Source organism: Salipiger mangrovisoli (assembly GCF_015223355.1).
GTDB lineage: Bacteria > Pseudomonadota > Alphaproteobacteria > Rhodobacterales > Rhodobacteraceae > Salipiger > Salipiger mangrovisoli.
Window position 1 is genome coordinate 96,604 of record NZ_JADFFK010000019.1, and the last position, 19,383, is coordinate 115,986.

At 67.2% G+C, this 19,383-nt stretch carries 20 protein-coding genes; 11 read left to right on the top strand and 9 right to left on the bottom strand.

All coding sequences use genetic code 11. The features are described 5' to 3' along the window. The first annotated feature begins 8 nt into the window (after positions 1-8). The 7 genes from IQ782_RS21825 to ccoS all read left to right on the top strand — a co-directional run bounded on the left by IQ782_RS21825 (position 9) and on the right by ccoS (position 6,804). On the top strand, positions 9-206 hold the full coding sequence (locus IQ782_RS21825; RefSeq protein WP_194136785.1) for a cbb3-type cytochrome c oxidase subunit 3: 198 nt from the start codon (positions 9-11) through the stop codon (positions 204-206). A gap of 13 nt (positions 207-219) precedes the next feature. Beyond that, positions 220-1,107, top strand: a complete 888-nt coding sequence (gene ccoP, locus IQ782_RS21830; RefSeq protein ID WP_194136786.1) for a cytochrome-c oxidase, cbb3-type subunit III — start codon at positions 220-222, stop codon at positions 1,105-1,107. A gap of 448 nt (positions 1,108-1,555) precedes the next feature. Next, a complete protein-coding gene (locus tag IQ782_RS21835) occupies positions 1,556-2,434 on the top strand; it encodes a LysR family transcriptional regulator (RefSeq protein WP_194136787.1) in 879 nt (292 codons plus the stop codon). A 90-nt stretch (positions 2,435-2,524) separates the two neighbouring features. Further along, positions 2,525-3,961, top strand: a complete 1,437-nt coding sequence (gene ccoG / locus IQ782_RS21840; protein ID WP_194136788.1) for a cytochrome c oxidase accessory protein CcoG — start codon at positions 2,525-2,527, stop codon at positions 3,959-3,961. Then, positions 3,958-4,431 carry a FixH family protein gene (locus tag IQ782_RS21845; RefSeq protein WP_194136789.1) on the top strand — a complete coding sequence of 158 codons (474 nt, stop codon included), beginning with the start codon at positions 3,958-3,960 and terminating at the stop codon, positions 4,429-4,431. The genes ccoG and IQ782_RS21845 overlap by 4 nt, the downstream gene beginning before the upstream one ends. 4 nt (positions 4,432-4,435) lie before the next feature. Continuing rightward, positions 4,436-6,646 carry a heavy metal translocating P-type ATPase gene (locus IQ782_RS21850; protein ID WP_194136790.1) on the top strand — a complete coding sequence of 737 codons (2,211 nt, stop codon included), beginning with the start codon at positions 4,436-4,438 and terminating at the stop codon, positions 6,644-6,646. Continuing rightward, on the top strand, positions 6,643-6,804 hold the full coding sequence (gene ccoS, locus IQ782_RS21855) for a cbb3-type cytochrome oxidase assembly protein CcoS (RefSeq protein ID WP_194136791.1): 162 nt from the start codon (positions 6,643-6,645) through the stop codon (positions 6,802-6,804). The genes IQ782_RS21850 and ccoS overlap by 4 nt, the downstream gene beginning before the upstream one ends. Before the next feature lie 131 nt (positions 6,805-6,935). Here the strand turns inward: ccoS and IQ782_RS21860 are convergent, their stop codons facing one another. From IQ782_RS21860 to IQ782_RS21870, 3 genes are all read right to left on the bottom strand, one after another. Further along, positions 6,936-7,274, bottom strand: coding sequence for an EF-hand domain-containing protein (locus IQ782_RS21860; protein ID WP_194136792.1), 339 nt, complete (start codon positions 7,272-7,274; stop codon positions 6,936-6,938). Positions 7,275-7,343: 69 nt separating this feature from the next. Beyond that, positions 7,344-8,924: a GMC family oxidoreductase gene (locus IQ782_RS21865; RefSeq protein WP_194136793.1), complete on the bottom strand. Its 1,581-nt coding sequence runs from the start codon at positions 8,922-8,924 to the stop codon at positions 7,344-7,346. Between the two features lie 81 nt (positions 8,925-9,005). After that, positions 9,006-9,464 (bottom strand): Lrp/AsnC family transcriptional regulator, encoded by a 459-nt coding sequence (locus IQ782_RS21870; protein WP_194136794.1) that lies wholly within the window; start codon positions 9,462-9,464, stop codon positions 9,006-9,008. A gap of 150 nt (positions 9,465-9,614) precedes the next feature. On the opposite strand from IQ782_RS21870, the gene ald reads away from it, so the two are divergent. Beyond that, complete coding sequence (gene ald, locus IQ782_RS21875) at positions 9,615-10,733, top strand: alanine dehydrogenase (RefSeq protein WP_194136795.1); 1,119 nt, start codon at positions 9,615-9,617, stop codon at positions 10,731-10,733. Between the two features lie 132 nt (positions 10,734-10,865). On the opposite strand, the gene IQ782_RS21880 is transcribed toward ald, so the two are convergent. The 6 genes from IQ782_RS21880 to IQ782_RS21905 all read right to left on the bottom strand — a co-directional run bounded on the left by IQ782_RS21880 (position 10,866) and on the right by IQ782_RS21905 (position 16,287). Beyond that, a complete protein-coding gene (locus IQ782_RS21880; protein WP_194136796.1) occupies positions 10,866-11,753 on the bottom strand; it encodes a cation diffusion facilitator family transporter in 888 nt (295 codons plus the stop codon). Between the two features lie 114 nt (positions 11,754-11,867). Beyond that, on the bottom strand, positions 11,868-12,290 hold the full coding sequence (mscL, locus tag IQ782_RS21885; protein ID WP_194136797.1) for a large conductance mechanosensitive channel protein MscL: 423 nt from the start codon (positions 12,288-12,290) through the stop codon (positions 11,868-11,870). A gap of 117 nt (positions 12,291-12,407) precedes the next feature. After that, entirely contained in the window at positions 12,408-13,454 is a 1,047-nt protein-coding gene (locus IQ782_RS21890; protein WP_194136798.1) for an ABC transporter ATP-binding protein, read from the bottom strand. Further along, a complete protein-coding gene (locus IQ782_RS21895) occupies positions 13,451-14,233 on the bottom strand; it encodes an ABC transporter permease (RefSeq protein WP_194136799.1) in 783 nt (260 codons plus the stop codon). Before IQ782_RS21895 ends, IQ782_RS21890 begins: the two co-directional genes overlap by 4 nt. Beyond that, positions 14,230-15,111 (bottom strand): ABC transporter permease subunit, encoded by an 882-nt coding sequence (locus IQ782_RS21900; RefSeq protein WP_194136800.1) that lies wholly within the window; start codon positions 15,109-15,111, stop codon positions 14,230-14,232. The genes IQ782_RS21895 and IQ782_RS21900 overlap by 4 nt, the downstream gene beginning before the upstream one ends. Before the next feature lie 117 nt (positions 15,112-15,228). Continuing rightward, positions 15,229-16,287 (bottom strand): ABC transporter substrate-binding protein, encoded by a 1,059-nt coding sequence (locus IQ782_RS21905; RefSeq protein WP_194136825.1) that lies wholly within the window; start codon positions 16,285-16,287, stop codon positions 15,229-15,231. 493 nt (positions 16,288-16,780) lie between these two features. On the opposite strand from IQ782_RS21905, the gene IQ782_RS21910 reads away from it, so the two are divergent. From IQ782_RS21910 to IQ782_RS21920, 3 genes are all read left to right on the top strand, one after another. After that, positions 16,781-17,503 carry a hypothetical protein gene (locus IQ782_RS21910; RefSeq protein ID WP_240989473.1) on the top strand — a complete coding sequence of 241 codons (723 nt, stop codon included), beginning with the start codon at positions 16,781-16,783 and terminating at the stop codon, positions 17,501-17,503. Positions 17,504-17,577: 74 nt separating this feature from the next. Then, the gene (locus tag IQ782_RS21915) at positions 17,578-18,027 is read left to right on the top strand and encodes a YtoQ family protein (protein ID WP_194136801.1); all 450 of its coding nucleotides are present in this window, start codon (positions 17,578-17,580) and stop codon (positions 18,025-18,027) included. 307 nt (positions 18,028-18,334) lie between these two features. Beyond that, positions 18,335-19,381 (top strand): rod shape-determining protein, encoded by a 1,047-nt coding sequence (locus tag IQ782_RS21920; RefSeq protein WP_095882793.1) that lies wholly within the window; start codon positions 18,335-18,337, stop codon positions 19,379-19,381. Positions 19,382-19,383 lie beyond the last annotated feature (2 nt).

Consider the following 19,383-nt stretch of genomic DNA (forward strand, 5'->3'; position numbering starts at 1 on the left):
GGCAAGCGATGGACACCTATTCCGCCCTGCGCCACTTCGCGGACAGCTGGGGCCTGCTGCTGATGTTCCTGTTCTTCGTGGGCATGGTCCTCTGGATCTTCCGCCCCGGAGCCAAGCGCAGCCACGACGACGCCGCAAGCATTCCGCTCCGCAACGACACCGCCCCGGCCGCGCCCAGCGCGCCGGAAAAACCCGCCCAGAAGTGAGGAGGCGAGGATCATGAGCGACAAGAAAGACACCAAGAGAGACGATCTCGACTACGAGACCACCGGCCATTCCTGGGACGGGATCGAGGAGTACAACAAGCCGCTGCCGCGCTGGTGGCTGATGGTCTTCTACGCCACCATCATCTGGGGCGTGGGCTATACCATCGCCTATCCCGCCTGGCCGGGCGTGCGCTCGGCCACCGCGGGCCTGCTCGGCTGGTCCACGCGCGGCGCCGTCGCCGAGGAAATCTCGGCGCAGGAAGCGAAGCTCGCCCCGATCAACGAGCAGCTCGCCTCGGTCGAACTGGCCTCGATCGCGGGCAACCCGGACCTCAACGGCTACGCGCAGAACGCCGGGGCCGCGGTCTTCCGCACCTGGTGCGCGCAGTGCCACGGCTCGGGCGCGGCGGGGGCCAAGGGCTATCCCAACCTGCTCGACGACGACTGGCTCTGGGGCGGCTCGATCGAGGACATCCACACCACGATCACCCATGGCATCCGCAACGAGGATGATCCCGAGGCGCGGTTCTCGCAGATGCCCGCCTTCGGACGCGACGGGTTGCTCGAGCGGGGCCAGATCGACGCGGTGGCAAACTACGTGATGACGCTGTCGGGCGAAGAGCCCGACGATGCCGCGCTGGTCGCCGAGGGGGCCACGGTCTACGCCGACAACTGCGCCGCTTGCCATGCCGAGGACGGCACCGGCGACAGGATGCAGGGCGCGCCCAACCTGACCGACGCGATCTGGCTCTACGGCGGCGACTATCCGACGATCCGCGAGACCGTTTACAACGCCCGCTTCGGCGTCATGCCGAACTGGAACGCCCGCCTGTCAGAGGCCGAGATTCGCGCCGTCGCGACCTATGTGCACGGGCTCGGCGGCGGCGAAGCCGCCGAGTAAGACACACCAAGATACCACCGGGCCCAAGGGTCCGGTGGCCAGACGCCGGTGCCCCCCTTCTGTTCGCGCGTTTCCAGGGGTGCCGGCGTTCCTTTTCGAGGGCTCGGAAAGCAGACGTTTCACGTCTCTCACCCCCGACAATGCGCCTCCGCCGCATTTCTGCCCTTGGCACGCGCCCGGAATCCGTTGATCATCGAGACAATTCCCCGGCGACCTCTGTCGCTTGCCCGTGGCGCCATTTGCGCACCGGGGCATGTGGTGTGTGTTGCGTTAGCAGAGTCAGAACTCATGGGTTCAGGCTCCGTCCGGGTCGCAGTCATGAAAGTTTTTGCATATATTCCAAGCACTTTTGACCTCCAGAAGATTTCGTTTCGCCCTACCAGTATTGATCCAAGGGTACATTCCAGCCAGTCAGGAAGAATTCTGACATGTAAGATTGATTGACATAATGAATTGGACCTCTCTCCCCCCTCTCCCTGCACTCAGGGCTTTTGCCGCCTACGCCGAGACAGGCTCGGTGCAACGGGCAGGTGCTGCCCTCAATGTCAGCCACGCAGCGATCAGCCAGCAGATTCGAAATCTTGAATCTCACATCGGGATCAGCCTGCTCGACCGCTCGCGGCGATCGATGGCGCTGACCGAAGAAGGCGCGCGGCTGGCGCAGGCCCTTGCCGAAGGCTTCGGGCGCATCGCACAGGAGCTCGAAGCGCTGACCGGTGCGGAAGCCGAGCGGCCGCTGACGATTACCACCACGCCGAGCTTCGCCGCTTCCTGGCTGATGCCGCGCCTTGCCCGCTTCCGCGAGGCGCACCCGGAGATCAGCCTGATGATCGACCCCTCGGCCCGTCTCGCGCCGCTGGAACCCGGCGGCGTCGACGTGGCGCTGCGCTTCGGCTCGGGGCGCTGGCCGGGGCTCGAGGCAGAGCTTCTGGTGGAATCGCCCATCGCTTTGGTCGGCTCGCCACGGCTGGTGGGTGACCGCGACTTCAGGGAACCCGCAGACCTGCGCGAATTCCATTGGTTGCAGGAACTCGGCACCAACGAGGCCACGGAGTGGTTCGCGCAATTCGGCATCGACCACGACGCGCGGCAGGGCGTCAGCTCGCTGCCCGGCAACCTGATGCTCGAGGCAGCGCGGCAGGGCCATGGCATCGCGATCACCGCCCGCGTCTTCGCCGATGACGACATCGCCGCCGGCCGCCTGCGACTCCTGTTCGAAGACAACCGCCAAAAGGGGTACTATCTGGTCACCCGCCCCGGCGTCATGCGGGCCCCGCTCCGGCTGTTCACCACCTGGCTGCGACGAGAGGCCGCAAAAGCTAAGTGAAAGATGTGCTTATTGATGCATGTCAATGTTCGCGCGGCGGCGCGACGTCAGAACGGGCGGCACAGGCAGATTCGAACCGGAGTACGTGCGGTGTCCGATACCCAACCAGGCGCGCCCTCGCTTTATGCGGCGCGCGAGCCGATTTTCCCCCGCCGGGTGCGCGGACATTTCCGCAATCTCAAGTGGGTGCTGATGCTCGTGCTGCTGGGCATCTACTACATCACGCCGTGGATCCGCTGGGACCGGGGACCGCAGCTGCCTGACCAGGCCGTGCTGGTGGACCTGGCGGGCCGGCGGTTCTTCTTCTTTTTCATCGAGATCTGGCCGCACGAGTTCTACTTCGTCGCCGGCCTGCTGATCATGGCGGGCCTCGGGCTCTTCCTCTTCACCTCGGCGTTGGGGCGGGTCTGGTGCGGCTACGCCTGCCCGCAGACCGTCTGGACCGACCTCTTCATCCTCGTCGAGCGCTGGATCGAGGGCGACCGCAACGCCCGCCTGCGCCTGCACCGGCAGAAGAAATGGGATGCCCGCAAGGCGCGGCTGCGCGTGACCAAATGGGTGGCCTGGCTGCTCATCGCGCTGGCCACCGGCGGTGCCTGGGTGTTCTATTTCACCGATGCCCCCACCCTGCTGGTCGACCTGGTGACCGGCAACGCCCACCCGGTGGCCTACACCACCATCGCCATTCTCACCGCCACAACCTTCGCCTTCGGCGGCTTCGCGCGCGAGCAGATCTGCATCTACGCCTGCCCCTGGCCGCGCATCCAGGCGGCGATGATGGACGAGGACACGCTGACCGTCGGCTACCGTGACTGGCGCGGCGAGCCGCGCGGCAAGCACCGCAAGGCCGCGGGTGCCGAGCAGCTCGGCGACTGCATCGACTGCAACGCCTGCGTCAACGTCTGCCCCATGGGCATCGACATCCGCGACGGCCAGCAGCTCGCCTGCATCACCTGCGCGCTGTGCATCGACGCCTGCGACGACGTGATGGCGAAGATCGGCAAGCCGCGCGGGCTGATCGACTACCTCGCCCTGTCGGACGAGACCCGCGAACGGGCGGGGCATGCCCCGCGCCAGGTCTGGAAGCACATCTTCCGCCCCCGCGTCATCCTTTACACCGCACTCTGGGCGCTGGTCGGCGTCGGGCTGCTGGTGGCGCTGGTGCTGCGCCCCGAGATCGAGCTCAGCGTCGCGCCGGTGCGCAACCCGACCTTCGTCGTCCTCTCGGACGGCTCGATCCGCAACACCTACGACGTGCGACTGCTGAACAAGCACGGCGAGGACCGGCCCTTCCGGCTGTCGCTCTCGGACGATGCAAACCTGCAGGTCACCCTCGAGGGCGAGACGGACACCACCGTTGACGTCCCGGCCAACCAGACGCACCTTCAAAGGGTCTATGTGACCGCCGCCGAGGGGACACCGGAGGCGCAGGCCGACCGCACCGAGTTCCACATCTGGGTCGAGGATCTCACCACCGGCGACCGCGCCGCCAAGGAAACCATCTTCAACGGACGGACGATTCGATGACCGAAGCACAGGATAGCGGACGCAAGCTCACCGGCTGGCACGTGCTGGCGATCTTCGGCGGGGCCTTCGGAGTGATCATCGCGGTGAACATCGCGCTCGCCTGGAACGCCATCGCCACCTTCCCCGGCCTCGAGGTGCCGAACTCCTACGTCGCCAGCCAGACCTTCGACGCGCGCCGCGCCGAGCAGGAGGCGCTCAGCTGGACCGCCCATGCCGAGCCGCGCGAGGGGGCCGTGGTGCTGCGCTTCACCGATGCGGACGGACAGCCGGTGAAACCTGCAGAACTGAGCGCGAAGCTCGGCCGCTCGACCCACGTCAAGGACGACCACGCGCCCGAGTTCCTCTGGGACGGCCGCCAGTTCGTCGCCGCCGACGATCTCGCGCCGGGTCACTGGAACGTCTGGGTGAAGGCCCGCGCCGGGGATGGCACCCATTTCGAACAGCGCCTGGAATTCTTCGTCAAGGAATAGGTCCATGACCGCCGCCCTCCGCCCGCCCGCCTCGGCCTGTCCCGCCTGCGTCGCCGCCCCCGCCGCCGAGGCGCTGGCCGAGCGCGCGCGGCCGCAGGAGGCGCGGCTTGCCCTCTCGCTGCCCACCATCCATTGCGCCGCCTGCATGACCGCCGTGGAGACCGCGCTGGAAAAGGTCCCCGGCGTGCGCAGCGCCCGCGTCAACCTCAGCCAGAAGCGCGTCCGCGTCGAAGCCGCGCCCGAGATCACCGCCGAGGCGCTGATCCCCGTGGTCGAGGCGGCGGGCTTTGAAGCGCATGAGCTCGACGCCGGCACGCTGGCCGCCACCGCCACCGACAAGGCCGGGCGCGACCTCCTGATGCGCCTCGCCGTGGCGGGCTTTGCCGCGATGAACGTCATGCTGCTCTCGGTTGCCGTCTGGTCGGGCGCAGAGGGGCCGACGCGGGACCTCTTCCACTGGATCTCGGCGGCCATCGTGCTGCCGACCATCGCCTTCTCGGCGCAGCCCTTCTTCCGCAACGCCTGGACGGCGCTGCGTGCCGGGCGTCTCAACATGGACGTGCCGATTTCGCTGGCCATCCTGCTGGCCATCGTCACCTCGCTCTGGGAGACGATGCTGTCGGGCGAGCACGCCTATTTCGACGCCGCCATCGCGCTGACCTTCTTCCTGCTCACCGGCCGCTACCTCGACCACCGCACCCGCGCCATCGCCCGCTCCGCCGCCGAGGAACTCTCGGCGCTGGAGGTGCCCCGCGCATGGCGCCTCACCGAGTCGGGCGAGGAGCAGGTGCCCGCCGCCGAGCTGCGCGTTGGAGACCTGATCCGCGTGCGCCCCGGCGGCCGGATGCCCGTTGACGGCAACATCACCGAGGGGCACTCCGAACTCGATCGCGCGCTGCTCACCGGCGAGACCCTGCCCGTCTACGCCGCCCCCGGCCAGACGGTGAGCGCGGGCGAGGTGAACCTCACCGGCCCGCTGGTGATCCGCGCCTCTGCGGTGGGCCGCGACACCTCGCTGCACCGCATGGCCGATCTCGTCGCGGTGGCTGAATCGGGCCGCGAGAATTACACGCCGCTCGCCGACAAGGCCGCCAAGCTCTACGCGCCAGGCGTCCACATTCTCGCCGCGCTGGCCTTCCTCGGATGGCTGCTGTGGTCGGGCGACCTGCGCGTCGCGCTCAACATCGCCGCCGCCGTGCTGATCATCACCTGCCCCTGTGCCCTTGGCCTCGCCGTGCCCGCGGTGACCACCGCCGCCTCGGGCAAGCTCTTCAAGCAGGGGCTGCTGATCAAGGACGGCACCGCGCTGGAACGGCTGGCGGATGTGGACACGGTGGTCTTCGACAAGACCGGCACGCTGACCGCGGGGACGCCGGTGCTGACCAATGCCGGCGGGTTCCCCCGCCGCGACCTCGAGATCGCCCTCGCCCTCGCCGAGGGCTCGGCCCATCCCCTCTCGATCTCGCTGACCGCCGCGCTGCGCCGCGAGGGGGTCGCCCCTGCCAAGCTCTCGGCAATCACCGAGGTGCCCGGACATGGCACCCAGGCACACTGGAACGGGCAGCCTGTGCGGCTAGGCCGCGCGGCCTGGGTCGGCGGCGGCCAGAGTGCCGCCACCTCGGCCTGGCTGCGGGTCGGTGCAGAGCCGGCGCGGGCCTTTACCTTCGAAGACAGCCTGCGCGACGGGGCCGAGACGGCGATCGCGGCCCTGCGCGACATGGGCAAGCAGGTGATGCTGCTCTCCGGCGACGGCACCGCCGCGGTCGGGGCGCTCGCCGGGCGGCTGCGAATCCCGCACTGGGCCGCCGAGGTGCTGCCGCAGGACAAGGCGGCGCGGATCAAGGCGCTCTCCGACGCGGGCAGGCGCGTGCTGATGGTCGGAGATGGGCTCAACGACACCGCGGCGCTGGCCGGCGCCCATGTCTCAATCTCCCCCGCCTCGGCGCTGGATGCGGCGCGCACCGCCTCGGACATCGTGCTGCTCGGCAGCTCGCTTGCGCCGATCCCCGGCGCGCTTGCGGTGGCGAGCACCGCCACGCGGCGCATACGCCAGAACTTCGCAATCGCCACCTGGTACAACGTGATCGCCGTGCCGCTCGCCATCGCCGGGCTCTGCTCGCCGCTGATCGCGGCGCTGGCCATGTCGGCCTCCTCGATCACCGTCTCACTGAACGCACTGCGGCTGAAGGGCCCGCTGCCGGAGGAGCGAAAATGAACATCCTCGCCTACCTCATCCCGATCTCGCTGATCCTCGGCGGGCTCGGGCTCGGCTTTTTCGTCTTCACCGTGAAGAGCCGTCAGTACGACGATCCCGAGGGCGACGCCCGGCGCATTCTTTCGGGCAAGTACGACGACCAGCCCAAACAGGACTAGACGGCCCTGCGGGCCTGCCTCCGCCGGGGATATGTGCGCCTGGAAGACGGCGCGCGTTCTTCTTCTAGGTGCAAATATCCCGGGGGTGCGGGAGGGGGCAGCGCCCCCTCCCGCACCCCGGGTTTTCCCGGTCAGCCCCGCACGCGCTCGTGCAGCATCCCCGCCGGGCCGCCGGTGCCAAGATCGTCGTAGGCCCGCATCTCGTTGCGCGAGACCATCCGGTCGGCATTGGCGTCGAAAGCCATGATCGCGTCGAAGGCGGCATCGCCATAGGCCGCCACCAGCTCGGACCAGGTCAGCACGCCGTTGCGATCGAGGTCGAGCTGCGAGAAATAGCGTCCCTCGTCACGGCTGCGATCGGCGGGCACGCCTTCGTAGACGGTGAAGTCACCGGCCAGGGCGGGGGCTGCGAGGGCCGGGACCACGCCCAGCGAGAGGACCGCCACGGCGATCGGCGAAATGGCTTTCATCGGATGTCTCCAAATGCTTCGGGCAAAGTCTTGAGTGTGGAACACGCCCGAGCATAGCACGGTTCCCGCTCAGCCGTGCAGGATCATCTCGGCCGCCTTCTCGGCGATCATGATCGTCGGCGCATTGGTGTTGCCCGAGACGATCCGCGGCATGACGCTGGCATCGACCACCCGCAGCCCTGCCAGTCCGCGCAGGCGCAGCTGCGGGTCGAGCGGCGCGCCCTGCTCGCAGCCCATGCGCACCGTGCCCACCGGGTGGAAGATCGTCGTGCCCACCTCGCCGGCGGCGCGATGCAGCTCTTCCTCGGTCTCGAACTGCACGCCGGGTTTCAGCTCCTCGGGGGCGTAGCGGGCCATCGGTGCCTGCCCCATGATCCGGCGCACCTGCCGGATCGCATCGGCGGCGACCCGCCGGTCGCCCTCGGTCGAGAGGTAGTTGGGCGCGATCACCGGCGCGGCGCGGGGGTCATTCGAGGCCAGCCGCACCGTGCCCCGGCTCTCGGGGCGCAGATTGCAGACGCTGGCGGTCATGGCCGGGAAATTGTGCAGCGGCTGGCCGAAGGCTTCCAGCGACAGCGGTTGCACGTGGTATTCGAGGTCTGCCGTCGCGAGCCCCTCCCGCGAGCGCGAGAAGGCGCCGAGCTGCGAGGGCGCCATGGACATCGGCCCGCGCCGCCTGAGCACGTAATCGAGCCCGATCATGCCCTTGCCCAGCAGCGTGCTGGCCAGGGTGTTCAGCGTCTTGGCCCCGGTCAGTCGCCAGGCGCAGCGCAGCTGCAGGTGGTCCTGCAGGTTGCCGCCCACTTCCGGCGCGTCGAGCGCGACCTCGATGCCTTGTGCGCGCAGGTGCCCGGCCGGGCCGATGCCCGAGAGCTGCAGGACGTGCGGCGAGTTCACTGCGCCGGCCGAGAGGATCACCTCGCCCTCGGGCCGCACCTGGTGGCGCTGGCCACCCTGCTCGTATTCGACACCGACCACGCGGCGTCCCTCGATCAGCAGCCGGGTGACATGGGCCTGCGTTTCCACCTTCAGCCGGTCCGTGCGGGTGGTGCGCAGGAAAGCCTTGGCGGTGTTCATCCGCCAGCCGTTCCGCTGGTTCACCCGGAAGTAGCTGACCCCCTCGTTGTCACCGGTGTTGAAGTCGCCCACCCGCGGAATGCCCTCGGCCTCGGCGGCCTTCATCCAGTCGTCGAGGATGTCCCAGTGCAGGCGCTGGTTCTCCACCCGCCATTCACCGCCCGCGCCATGCGCCTCGGAGGGGCCGTCGACGTAATCCTCGGATTTCTTGAAGAAGGGCAATACGTCGTCCCAGCCCCAACCGGTCAGACCCATCTGCCGCCAGCCGTCGTAATCCGCCGCCTGCCCGCGCAGGTAGAGCATGCCGTTGATCGACGAGCAGCCTCCCAGAACCTTGCCGCGCGGGTAGAGCAGCGAGCGGCCGTTGAGCCCTTTCTCCTCGGCGGTCCGGTAGCACCAATCGGTGCGCGGGTTGCCGATGCAGTAGAGATACCCCATCGGGATATGGATCCAGTGGTAGGTGTCGCGCCCGCCCGCCTCGAGAAGCAGCACCCGGCGTCCGCCCTCGGCCAGCCGCTTGGCCAGCACGCATCCGGCGCTGCCCGCGCCGACAATCACATGATCGAACGCCATTTTTCCTCCCGGCTCCTCACTCCGCCCCAACGGTAGTCAGGGCACCTCGGCGCGGCAAGACGTCATGGCGGCGCAGGGATGTCAGAGCGGCAGAGCGGTGGTCTTGAACACGGTGCGCAGCGCGAAGCTCGACTGCATCTGCGCCACGCCCGGCAGGCGGGTCAGGTACTGGCGGTGGATGCGGGCAAAATCCTCGGTGTCCTCGGCGACCACCTTGAGGATGTAATCCGCCGTGCCCGCCATCAGGTGACATTCGAGCACCGCCGGCACCCGCGCCACCGCCTTCTCGAAGGCGTCGAGCACCTCGTCGGCCTGAGCGCTCAGGCGGATCTCGACGAAGACCGTGCTGGCGAGCCCCAGCTTGCGCGCGTTGAGCAGGGCCACGTAGTCCTTCACATAGCCCTCGGTCTCCAGCCGCTGCACCCGCCGGTGACAGGCCGAAGCCGAGAGGTTGACCTTTTCCGACAGCTCGGCGTTGGACATGCGTCCCTGCTTTTGCAGCGCGCGCAGGATGCGCCGGTCGGTATCGTCGAGTTGCATGCGCAGTCTTTCGAAAACTTGGGGGTTTGATCGAAGATTCTCCCCCCAATAGCGCTTTGGACGGGACACTTCAGCAAGGAAATTGCATGCGGCCAGGCGCATCCTGAAATCATCATAACGCGCCCGAACGGGCCAGGAGGAGGACCTACCATGAAAATCGGCTGCCCGACAGAGATCAAACCGCAGGAATACCGCGTCGGTATCACCCCCATTGCCGCCCGCGAAGCGGCAAGCCACGGCCACGAGGTGATCGTGCAGCAGGGCGCGGGTCTCGGTGCCGGTTTCTCCGACGCGGATTACACCGCCGCGGGCGCCCGCATCGCCGCCACTGCCGAGGAAATCTGGGCCGAGGCCGAGATGATAGTCAAGGTCAAGGAACCGCAGTCTGCCGAGCGCAAGCAGCTGAAACGCGGCCAGCTGCTCTTCACCTACCTGCACCTCGCCCCCGATCCCGAGCAGACGCAGGACCTGATCGAGTCCGGCGCAACCTGCATCGCCTACGAGACGGTGACCGACGCCCGCGGCGGGCTGCCGCTGCTGGCGCCGATGTCCGAGGTGGCGGGCCGCCTCGCGCCGCAGATGGGCGCCTGGTCGCTGCAGAAGGCCAATGGCGGCCGCGGCGTGCTGATGGGTGGCGTGCCCGGCGTCGGCCCGGCCAATGTTGTTGTGCTGGGCGGCGGCGTCGTCGGCACCCATGCGGCGCGCATCGCCGCGGGCATGGGCGCGGATGTCACGGTGCTCGACCGCTCGCTGCCGCGCCTGCGCCAGCTCGACGAGACCTTCGGCAGCCTCTTCAAGAACCGCTATTCGACCGAGGGCGCGGTGGCCGAGCTGCTGGCCGAGGCCGACATGGTGATCGGCGCGGTGCTGATCCCCGGCGCCGCCGCGCCCAAGCTGGTCAGCCGCGCGCAGCTCTCCACCATGAAACCCGGCGCGGTTCTGGTGGACGTGGCGATCGACCAGGGCGGCTGCTTCGAGACCTCGAAGCCGACCACCCACCAGGACCCGGTCTACACGGTGGACGGCATCCAGCACTACTGCGTCGCCAACATGCCCGGCGCGGTGCCGCGCAGCTCGACCCTGGCGCTCGGCAACGCCACGCTGCCCTTCCTGCTGGCGCTGGCCGGCAAGGGCTGGCGCGTCGCCTGCGCCGAGGACCCGCACCTGCAGGCCGGGCTCAACGTGCACGACGGGCAGATCACCAATGCCGCCGTCGCCCGCGCGCTGAACCTGCCGCTGGAAAGCATCGAAAAGGCGCTCGCCGCCTGAGCAGGCACGAGACCCGAAGCGACAAGAAAAGGGGCGGGCCGCGAAAAGCGCCCGCCCCTTCTTCTCTTTCCAAATACGCCGGGGGAAGCTGCCGCAAGGCAGCTGGGGGCGGAGCCCCCGCGACGCCGGGCGTCAGAGCACCACGATTCCCGAATGCTTGGCCTTGTGCTCGGGCTCGACGTGGATGGTCACCCGGCAGCCATCGATCGCCTCGCGCAGGGCGTGCTCGATGCGGTCGCAGATCTCATGCGCGCAATCCACGGTCATCTCGCCCGGCACCACAAGGTGGAACTCGAGGAACACCGCCTGCCCGGCGCGGCGCGAGCGCAGGTCATGCGCCTCGACCGCGCCCTCGGCATTGGCCGAGATCACCGCGCGCATCTCCGCCAGCTCGCTCTCGGGAACCGCGGCATCCATCAGCCCGCCGACCGAGCCGCGGATGACCTGCCAGCCCGACCACAGGATGTTGACCGCCACCAGCGCCGCGAGCGCCGCGTCGAGCCAGAGCCAGCCGGTCAGCGCCGCGGCGCCGACCCCCACCGCCACCCCGGCCGAGGAGAAGACATCGGTCAGCAGGTGCTTGCCGTCGGCGACCAGCGCCGGCGAGTTCAGCCTGCGCCCCTCGCGCAGCAGCACGAAGCACCAGACCGCGTTGATCGCCCCGGCGAAGAGGTTGATGGCAAGGCCGAGCCCGACCTGCTGGATCTGCTCGGGCGCCTGCCAGGCGCCCCAGGCCTCGCGCAGGATCAGCACCGCGGCGACGACGATCAGCACGCCTTCGAGCACGGCGCTGAAGTACTCGGCCTTGTGATGCCCGAAGGGGTGATCGGCATCCGCCGGCTGCGCGGCGATATGGATCGCCAGCAGCGCCGCCAGCGCGGTCGCGACGTTGACGATGCTCTCCAGCGCGTCCGACATCAGCGCCACCGAGCCGGTGAGCCACCAGGCATAGGTCTTGATCGCCAGCACGAGAATGCCGACGAATACGCTGCCGATGGCGATCTTCACGCTGCGTGTCATGCTGGGTCTCCGGAGGGGTCCGGGCGACTTAGAGAACTCGCCAGATGCCCGCAACCCGGATCCCGCATCGGATCCCGAGGTCGCATGGCGGGCCTGCAGAATACGCAACGCCGGTTACTTTTTCAGCGCGTCGCGGATCTCGAGCAGAACGTCGAGCTCGGACGGTCCGGTCTTGACCTCGGGCGCCACCTCGTCGGGCCTTTCGGCGGCCGAGCGGATGCGGTTGACCATCTTGACCAGCAGGAAGACCACGAAGGCGATGATGAAGAAGTTGATCACCGCCATGATGAAGCTGCCGACGGCAAAGACCGGCGCGCCGGCGTCCTTGGCCGCCTGCAGCGAGGCATACTCGCCGCCGTCGAGCGCGTAGAACCAGCCCGAGAAGTCGATGCCGCCGGTGAAAAGCGCGATGATCGGGTTGATGATGTCACCCACGAGCGAGGTCACGATGGCGGTGAAGGCGGCACCGACGATGATGCCGACCGCCATGTCCATGACGTTGCCCTTGGCGATGAAGTCCTTGAATTCCTGAATCATGTGTCCTGTTCCTCTGCCCCACGCTGCCGGGGTCATCAGCCGTTTCCGCGCCCAGAGGTTGCACGTTTGGCGGGGTGACGCCACGGAAAACCACGCCGCCCCGCACGGCTTTGGGGATTATGCCCCGATCACCAGCGCATCGGCGGGATTGAGCGCCAGCGAGACCGTCTCGCCCACCTTCGGCGGCGCCTGACGGGTGGTGTTGAACAGATCCACCGCCAGCTTCTGCCCGCCGAGGTCGATACGCAGCCGGATCACCGAGCCGAGGAAGTCGAGCTCGGTGATCGTGCCGGTCAGCGCCGCCTCACCCGGATGCGCGCCGAGGCGCAGCATCTCGGGGCGCAGGCCGAGCGTCGCCTCGCCCGGCGGCACGGCGCGGCCGAGGGTCAGCTCGTTCTCGCCCAGCTTCACCCGGCCGGTGGCCGGATCCAGCACCTGCGCGTCAAGCGTGTTGAGCGTGCCGACGAAGCCCGCGACGAAGCGCGTGGCGGGGGCATTGTAGATCTCGAAGGGGCTGCCCACCTGCTCGGCCACGCCCTGGTGCATCACCACGATGCGGTCGGACATCGACAGCGCCTCTTCCTGGTCGTGGGTGACGAAGATCGTGGTGATGCCAAGCTCGCGCTGGATCGCCCGGATCTCGTTGCGCAGGCTCACCCGCACCTTGGCGTCGAGCGCAGAGAGCGGCTCGTCGAGCAGCAGCACCTGCGGCTTGGGCGCCAGCGCCCGCGCCAGGGCGACGCGCTGCTGCTGCCCGCCCGAGAGCTGGAACGGGTAGCGGTCGCCCAGCTCCGGCAGGCCGATCAGCGCAAGCATCTCCTCGACCCGCGCGGCGATTTCGCGCGCGGGCACGCCCTTGACCCGCAGGCCGAAGCCGACGTTCTGCGCGACGGTGAGGTTCGGGAAGAGCGCGTAGGCCTGGAACACCATGCCGATGTTGCGTTGGTTGGGCTTCAGGCTGGAAACCTCGCGCCCCTCGATGGTGATGTTGCCGGCGCTCGGGCTCTCGAATCCCGCCACCATGCGCAGCACCGTGGTCTTGCCGCAGCCCGAAGGGCCGAGCAACGAGATGAACTCGCCCTTCTCGACGTCGAGGTTGAAGTCCTTCACGACGCGGGTCACGCCGAAGCTCTTTTCCAGGTGAGAAATCGTCAGGAAGCTCATCGGCCCGCCTTGTCGTGCTTGGTGAATCTGGTGACCAGCTGGATCAGCCCCATGCAGGCCCAGGTGATGATGAAGGCGATGGTGGCAAGCGCGAAGGGCTCGTAGGCCTTGTTGGCTCCCATCAACTGCAGGTACGGGCCGAAGGCCGGGCGGTTGAGCAGCGCTGCCATGGTGAACTCGCCCATGACGATGGCGAAGGTCACGAAGGAGCCCGAGAGCACCGCGACGAGCACGTTGGGCAGGATCAGCTTGACGATGATGGTGACCCAGCCCGCGCCGAGGCTCTGCGCCGCCTCGGTCAGCGTGGCGACGTCGATGGTGCGCAGCCCGGTGTCCACCGCGCGGTACATGTAGGGCAGCGACAGCATGGCGTAGCCGAACATCAGCAGCAGGTTTGTGCCGAAAATCGTGCCGGTCAGCGGCAGCCAGCTCGAGGTGTTGTAGAGCCGGATGTAGCCGAACACCGTCACGATGGCCGGGATGACCAGCGGCAGCAGGGTTACGAACTCGACCACCGGGCGCAGGCGCGGCAGCTTCAGCCGCACCCAGAAGGCGGTGGGCACCACCAGCAGGATGCCGAAGACGATGGTCAGCAGCGCCATCACCACCGAGTAGCTGAAGGTCTGGCGGAACTGCGGATCGGCCAGCACGGCAGCATAGGCGTCGAAGCTGTATTCCCCCCGCCGCATCGACAGCGAGAATTCGACCATGCCGAGCAGCGGCAGGACAAAGTAGGTGATGCCCAGCAGCAGGATGGCCCAGGAGGCGGCACGGGTCATTTCAGCCACCTCTCGGAGCGGATGCGCAGCACGATGTAGACGACGTTGGCCAGCCCGGTGACGAGGATCATCCCGAAGGCCATCGCATAGCCCAGGTGCGGATTGCCCAGCACGTCACCGCGGATCTGCGCGAAGAGCATGATCGGCACGATGTTGAGCGAGCTTCCGGTCAGCGCGATGGCCGTCGCCACGGCGCCGAAGGCATTGGCGAAGAGCAGCGCGAAGGTGCCGAGGATGGTCGGGAAAAGGATCGGCAGCGCCACGATCCGCCAGTATTGCGCACCGCTTGCGCCAAGGCAGGAGGCCGCCTCGCGCCACTCGCGCTTCAGCCCGTCCAGCGCCGGGGTGATGATCAGGATCATCAGCGGGATCTGGAAGAAGAGGTAAGTGATCGTCAGCCCCCAGAAGCTGAGGATGTTGAATCCCATCGCGCGCAGATTGATGCCGAACTCGGTGCGCAGGAACATGGTCACCAGTCCGAGCGGTCCGAGCGTGGCGAGAAAGGCGAAGGCCAGCGGCACGCCTGCGAAATTCGACGCCACCCCCGAGAAGGTCATCAGCGGCGAGCGGATGCCGCGCGGCAGCCCGCCCAGGACCATCGCCGCGGCCATCAGGAAGCCGATCAGACAGCCGAAGGCCGAAGAGGCGACGGAGATCTTGATCGAGATCCAGTAGGACGACAGGATCGAGGCTGTGAACAGCCCCGCGATGTTCTCGAAGGTGAAGGAGCCGTCAGCCCGCTGAAAGGCTCCGATGACGATCTTCATCGTCGGCAGCACAAGAAACAGCAGGATGAACAGTGCGAAAGGCAGCAGGCCCAGCCATGTCAGGCTCGGGTGCCAGCGGCGCTTTGGCGGTGGGGATGTCAGATCGGTCACACGGAGTCCGGATTTGGGCAGAACTGGAAACGCCGATCCCGCCCCGGATCACCCTTGGTGACCGGGACGGGAAAGGGCCCCCTGAGGGAAAGCACGGGGGGCCCTGACGGCAAAGGCTTACTGGACGTTGGCGCCCACGACGGCATCCCAGCCGCCGACAACCGCTTCCTTGTTCCCGGCCTGCTCCTCGAGCGTCGGGAAGTAGGCGGCCTCGTAGCTTTCCGCCGGCGGCAGCGCTTCCAGCAGCTCGGCCGGGATCTTGTCGGCCGCGGCCATGGCGTTGAAGCGCGCCGGGTGGCAGTAGCCCTTGAGCCACAGGCTCTGGCCCTCGTCGGAATAGAGATACTCCATCCACAGCTTCGCCGCGTTCGGGTGCGGCGCATGGGCCGAGATGCCCTGCACGTAGACACCGGCAAGCACGCCCGACTTCGGCACCACCACGTCGACCGGCGGGTTGCCATTCAGCGTGTCGCGGGCGGCCAGCGCGTTGTAGTCCCACATGATGGTGATCGGGGTCGCGCCCTGCGCCAGGGTGCCGGCCTTGCCGATGACGGGGACGAAGTTGCCGGCCTCGTTCATCTTCTTGAAGTAGTCGAGGCCCTTCTCGCCGGCATCCTTGCCGGCTGCGCCGCCCTCGGCCATGCCCGCGGCGAGCACTGCGAGGATCGCCTGGTTCGAGGCGCGCGGGTCACCCGCCAGCGCCACCGAGCCAGCGTATTCCGGCTTCAGCAGGTCCGACCAGTCCTCGGGGGTGGTGTCGATCAGGTCCTTGTTCACCATGAAGGACATCACGCCGTAGTAGTCGCCGTACCAGTAGCCTTCCTCGTCCTTGACCGCGTCGGGGATCTCGTCCCAGGTCGAAACCTTGTAGGGCTGCAGCAGGCCTTCTTCCTTGGCCTGCGGGCCGAAGGAGAGACCCACGTCCAGAACGTCGGGCGCCTGCGGGCCGGTGTTGCCCTTGTTGGCGCGCACCGCTTCCAGCTCGTCCGCCGAGCCTGCGTCGGGGTTCAGCTCGTTGACCTCGATCTCGGGGTATTTCGCCTTGAAGCCGGCGATCACGTCACCGTAGCCGCACCAGCTGTGCGGCAGGGCGATGGTGGTCAGCATGCCCTCTTCTTTCGCCGCGGCCTCCAGCGCCGCCAGATCCTGCGCCTGCACCATCGAGGTGGTGGCCATCAACGCAGCAACACCGGCAAGCCAAATCTTTGTATTCGTTTTCACAATCTTATCTCCCCGTAATCCGGTCCCGGCCTGATCGGCCGTGACGGGCGTGTAGATTTTTATATTGACGGTCTTGTGACAGCCAAAATTTAGGCAAAGTCCGCGGCGCGAGCCTTGACCGAAAATTGACGCCGCGCAAGCTTTGCGTCCATCGATCCGCGAACGATCTCAGGATCTTGAGCGCAACGCGCGACACTCTCGCCCAATATCGGCGCAAAATCCCGCCCCTGTTCACGCGGAAGTCATGAGATTTTCGCCGGAATCCGCAAGCTTTCCTGACCGGACAAGGCGCACCGGGTCTTGCCGCGCATGGGTTTACTCTCCTCTAACTGGCGCTTGTCGTTTGGCTTTCGCTCTCTAGTATGGGCGCATGCATTCCCCGGCCATGCGCGACGCGGGCGGTCGGACCGACGTTTATTCTCTCAGGCATTTCGCAAGGGGCAAATTCGTGACCAGACCTAGTCCAAGATCTTCGCACACGACATCCCGGACGAGCGGGCCGGGCCTGGCGATCATCCTTGCGTCGGGCCTCGCTGCCGCGCCGCTCGCCGCGCAGGAAGAAAAGGCCGCCGAAGACCCCACGAAGATCGCCACCAAGGCCGGTATCTCCTACTCCGATGAATTCTCGGTCTCGGGCTCGCTGGCCTTCGGCCCGGTGACCAAGGTCAACGGGCGCGTCTCGGAAAGCGGGCAATGGTCGCTTGGCGCTTCCTATCTCTTCTCCTTCGGCATCCTGACCTTCTCGGCGGGCAAGAACGAATTCGACAATGGGTCAGTGCAGACCCACTATTCGCTTGGCGGCTTCGTGCCGCTGACCGCGATGGGGTTGAAGACCGGCAAGTGGCAGCTCTTCGCGCCCTTCGGTTACACCTACAGCGAAGGCGAGCTGGCGGTGACAAGCGTCGAGCTGCACGAGACGGTCAACGTCGAGGTCAGCAACAACAGCGGCTATCTGGGCATGTTCGCGATCCGTCCGATCAACGAGAAGTTCACCTTCCTGACCGGCGGCATCTACACGCGCGGCTCCGACGATTTCAACGGCGTGTCCCTTGGCGGCGGCGTCTCTTACCACCTGACGCAGAAGGACACGGTGGCGCTCTTCGGCTCCTACGTCGACAACGATTTCGGCGAGGAACAGAAGCTCGGCATCTCCTATCGACACGAGTTCTGAGCCCGTCCGCCGCTTGTCTCGCGCCCGTCAGTGCATAGGTTGCACGGCAAGCAAGGACACGGAAGGGACACCGCATGGGACTGAACGTCTATCTCTCGGGAGAGATTCACACCGACTGGCGCGAGCGCATCATCGAAGGCGCGCAAGGCCTCGACGTGACCTTCAGCGCACCGGTGACCGACCACGCCGCCAGCGACGATTGTGGCGTGGCGATCCTCGGGTCCGAGGACAGCAAGTTCTGGCACGACCACAAGGGCGCCCGGATGAACGCCATCCGCACCCGCAAGGCGATTGCCGATGCCGACGTCGTGGTCGTGCGTTTCGGCGAGCAGTACAAGCAGTGGAACGCCGCCTTCGATGCAGGCTACGCCGCGGCGCTCGGCAAGTCGCTCATCATCCTGCAGCGGCCCGAGCACGACCACGCGCTGAAGGAGGTCGATGCCGCCGCCTTGGCCGTGACCCGCGAGCCCGAGCAGGTGGTGGCCGCGTTGCGCTACGTTCTCACCGGCGCACTGCCCGAATAATAGGCTGTCACGCCAGACGATTGACGCCACGACGCGGCTCGCATCGCCGTGTGAAACAAGGCAAGGGGCACGTTCGGCGCCCCTGCCTCTTTCCCCAGCAAATGCCTAGGGATGCAGCCCGCTGTTGAACTCCGAGTCGGGCGCGGGTGGTTGCCGGAAACTGCGGCAGCAAGACCCCACACGCGATTTCACGCGCATTTGCGCTGGGTGGGGGCTTTTTTGCCGCGCCGTCCGACCCTATAAGACCCGAGCCTTCGCTCGCGGGGAGTCGAGGGCCAAAACGCGTATTTCTGGGGCGGGACACTTAATGTTTGGACTGGACAGACTCATGGGCGCCTTCTCGGCGGACATGGCCATCGACCTCGGCACGGCGAACACGCTGGTCTACGTGAAGGGTCGCGGAATCATTCTGTCTGAACCGTCGGTTGTGGCCTATCACGTCAAGGACGGCGTCAAGAAGGTGCTGGCCGTCGGCGAGGATGCAAAGCTGATGCTGGGGCGCACCCCCGGCTCCATCGAAGCGATCCGGCCGATGCGCGAAGGCGTCATCGCGGACTTCGATACCGCGGAAGAGATGATCAAGCATTTCATCCGCAAGGTGCACAAGCGCTCGACCTTCTCGAAGCCGAAGATCATCGTCTGCGTGCCGCACGGCGCGACTCCGGTGGAAAAGCGGGCGATCCGCCAGTCGGTGCTGAGCGCCGGCGCGCGCAAGGCCGGCCTCATCGCCGAGCCGATCGCCGCGGCCATCGGTGCCGGCATGCCGATCACCGATCCGACCGGCAACATGGTCGTCGACATCGGCGGCGGCACCACCGAGGTGGCCGTGCTCTCGCTCGGTGACATCGTCTACGCGCGCTCGATCCGCGTCGGCGGCGACCGCATGGACGAGGCCATCGTCAACTACCTGCGCCGCCAGCAGAACCTGCTGGTGGGTGAAGCCACCGCCGAGCGCATCAAGACCTCGATCGGCACCGCGCGCATGCCCGACGACGGGCGTGGCAGCTCGATGCAAATCCGTGGCCGCGACCTGTTGAACGGCGTGCCGAAGGAAACCGAGATCAGCCAGGCACAGGTGGCCGAGGCCCTGTCCGAGCCGGTGCAGGCGATCTGCGAGGCAGTGATGTCGGCGCTCGAGGCGACCCCGCCGGACCTGGCCGCAGACATTGTCGACCGCGGCGTCATGCTGACCGGCGGCGGCGCGCTGCTGGGCGATCTCGATCTTGCCCTGCGCGAGCAGACCGGCCTGGCCGTGTCGATTGCCGAGGAAAGCCTCAACTGCGTGGCGCTCGGCACCGGCAAGGCGCTGGAGTATGAAAAGCAGCTCCAGCACGCGATCGATTACGACAGCTGATC

Excerpts from the sequence above, each read along its gene's own strand:
- IQ782_RS21915 (WP_194136801.1), top strand. The coding sequence starts at position 17,578 with ATGGGACTGAACGTCTATCTCTCGGGAGAGATTCACACCGACTGGCGC.
- IQ782_RS21850 (WP_194136790.1), top strand. The coding sequence starts at position 4,436 with ATGACCGCCGCCCTCCGCCCGCCCGCCTCGGCCTGTCCCGCCTGCGTC.
- IQ782_RS21825 (WP_194136785.1), top strand. The coding sequence starts at position 9 with ATGGACACCTATTCCGCCCTGCGCCACTTCGCGGACAGCTGGGGCCTG.
- IQ782_RS21845 (WP_194136789.1), top strand. The coding sequence starts at position 3,958 with ATGACCGAAGCACAGGATAGCGGACGCAAGCTCACCGGCTGGCACGTG.
- IQ782_RS21920 (WP_095882793.1), top strand. The coding sequence starts at position 18,335 with ATGTTTGGACTGGACAGACTCATGGGCGCCTTCTCGGCGGACATGGCC.
- IQ782_RS21895 (WP_194136799.1), bottom strand. The coding sequence starts at position 14,233 with ATGACCCGTGCCGCCTCCTGGGCCATCCTGCTGCTGGGCATCACCTAC.
- IQ782_RS21860 (WP_194136792.1), bottom strand. The coding sequence starts at position 7,274 with ATGAAAGCCATTTCGCCGATCGCCGTGGCGGTCCTCTCGCTGGGCGTG.
- IQ782_RS21890 (WP_194136798.1), bottom strand. The coding sequence starts at position 13,454 with ATGAGCTTCCTGACGATTTCTCACCTGGAAAAGAGCTTCGGCGTGACC.
- IQ782_RS21905 (WP_194136825.1), bottom strand. The coding sequence starts at position 16,287 with ATGGCCACCACCTCGATGGTGCAGGCGCAGGATCTGGCGGCGCTGGAG.
- ccoS (WP_194136791.1), top strand. The coding sequence starts at position 6,643 with ATGAACATCCTCGCCTACCTCATCCCGATCTCGCTGATCCTCGGCGGG.
- IQ782_RS21835 (WP_194136787.1), top strand. The coding sequence starts at position 1,556 with ATGAATTGGACCTCTCTCCCCCCTCTCCCTGCACTCAGGGCTTTTGCC.
- IQ782_RS21865 (WP_194136793.1), bottom strand. The coding sequence starts at position 8,924 with ATGGCGTTCGATCATGTGATTGTCGGCGCGGGCAGCGCCGGATGCGTG.
- ccoP (WP_194136786.1), top strand. The coding sequence starts at position 220 with ATGAGCGACAAGAAAGACACCAAGAGAGACGATCTCGACTACGAGACC.
- ald (WP_194136795.1), top strand. The coding sequence starts at position 9,615 with ATGAAAATCGGCTGCCCGACAGAGATCAAACCGCAGGAATACCGCGTC.
- IQ782_RS21870 (WP_194136794.1), bottom strand. The coding sequence starts at position 9,464 with ATGCAACTCGACGATACCGACCGGCGCATCCTGCGCGCGCTGCAAAAG.
- mscL (WP_194136797.1), bottom strand. The coding sequence starts at position 12,290 with ATGATTCAGGAATTCAAGGACTTCATCGCCAAGGGCAACGTCATGGAC.
- IQ782_RS21880 (WP_194136796.1), bottom strand. The coding sequence starts at position 11,753 with ATGACACGCAGCGTGAAGATCGCCATCGGCAGCGTATTCGTCGGCATT.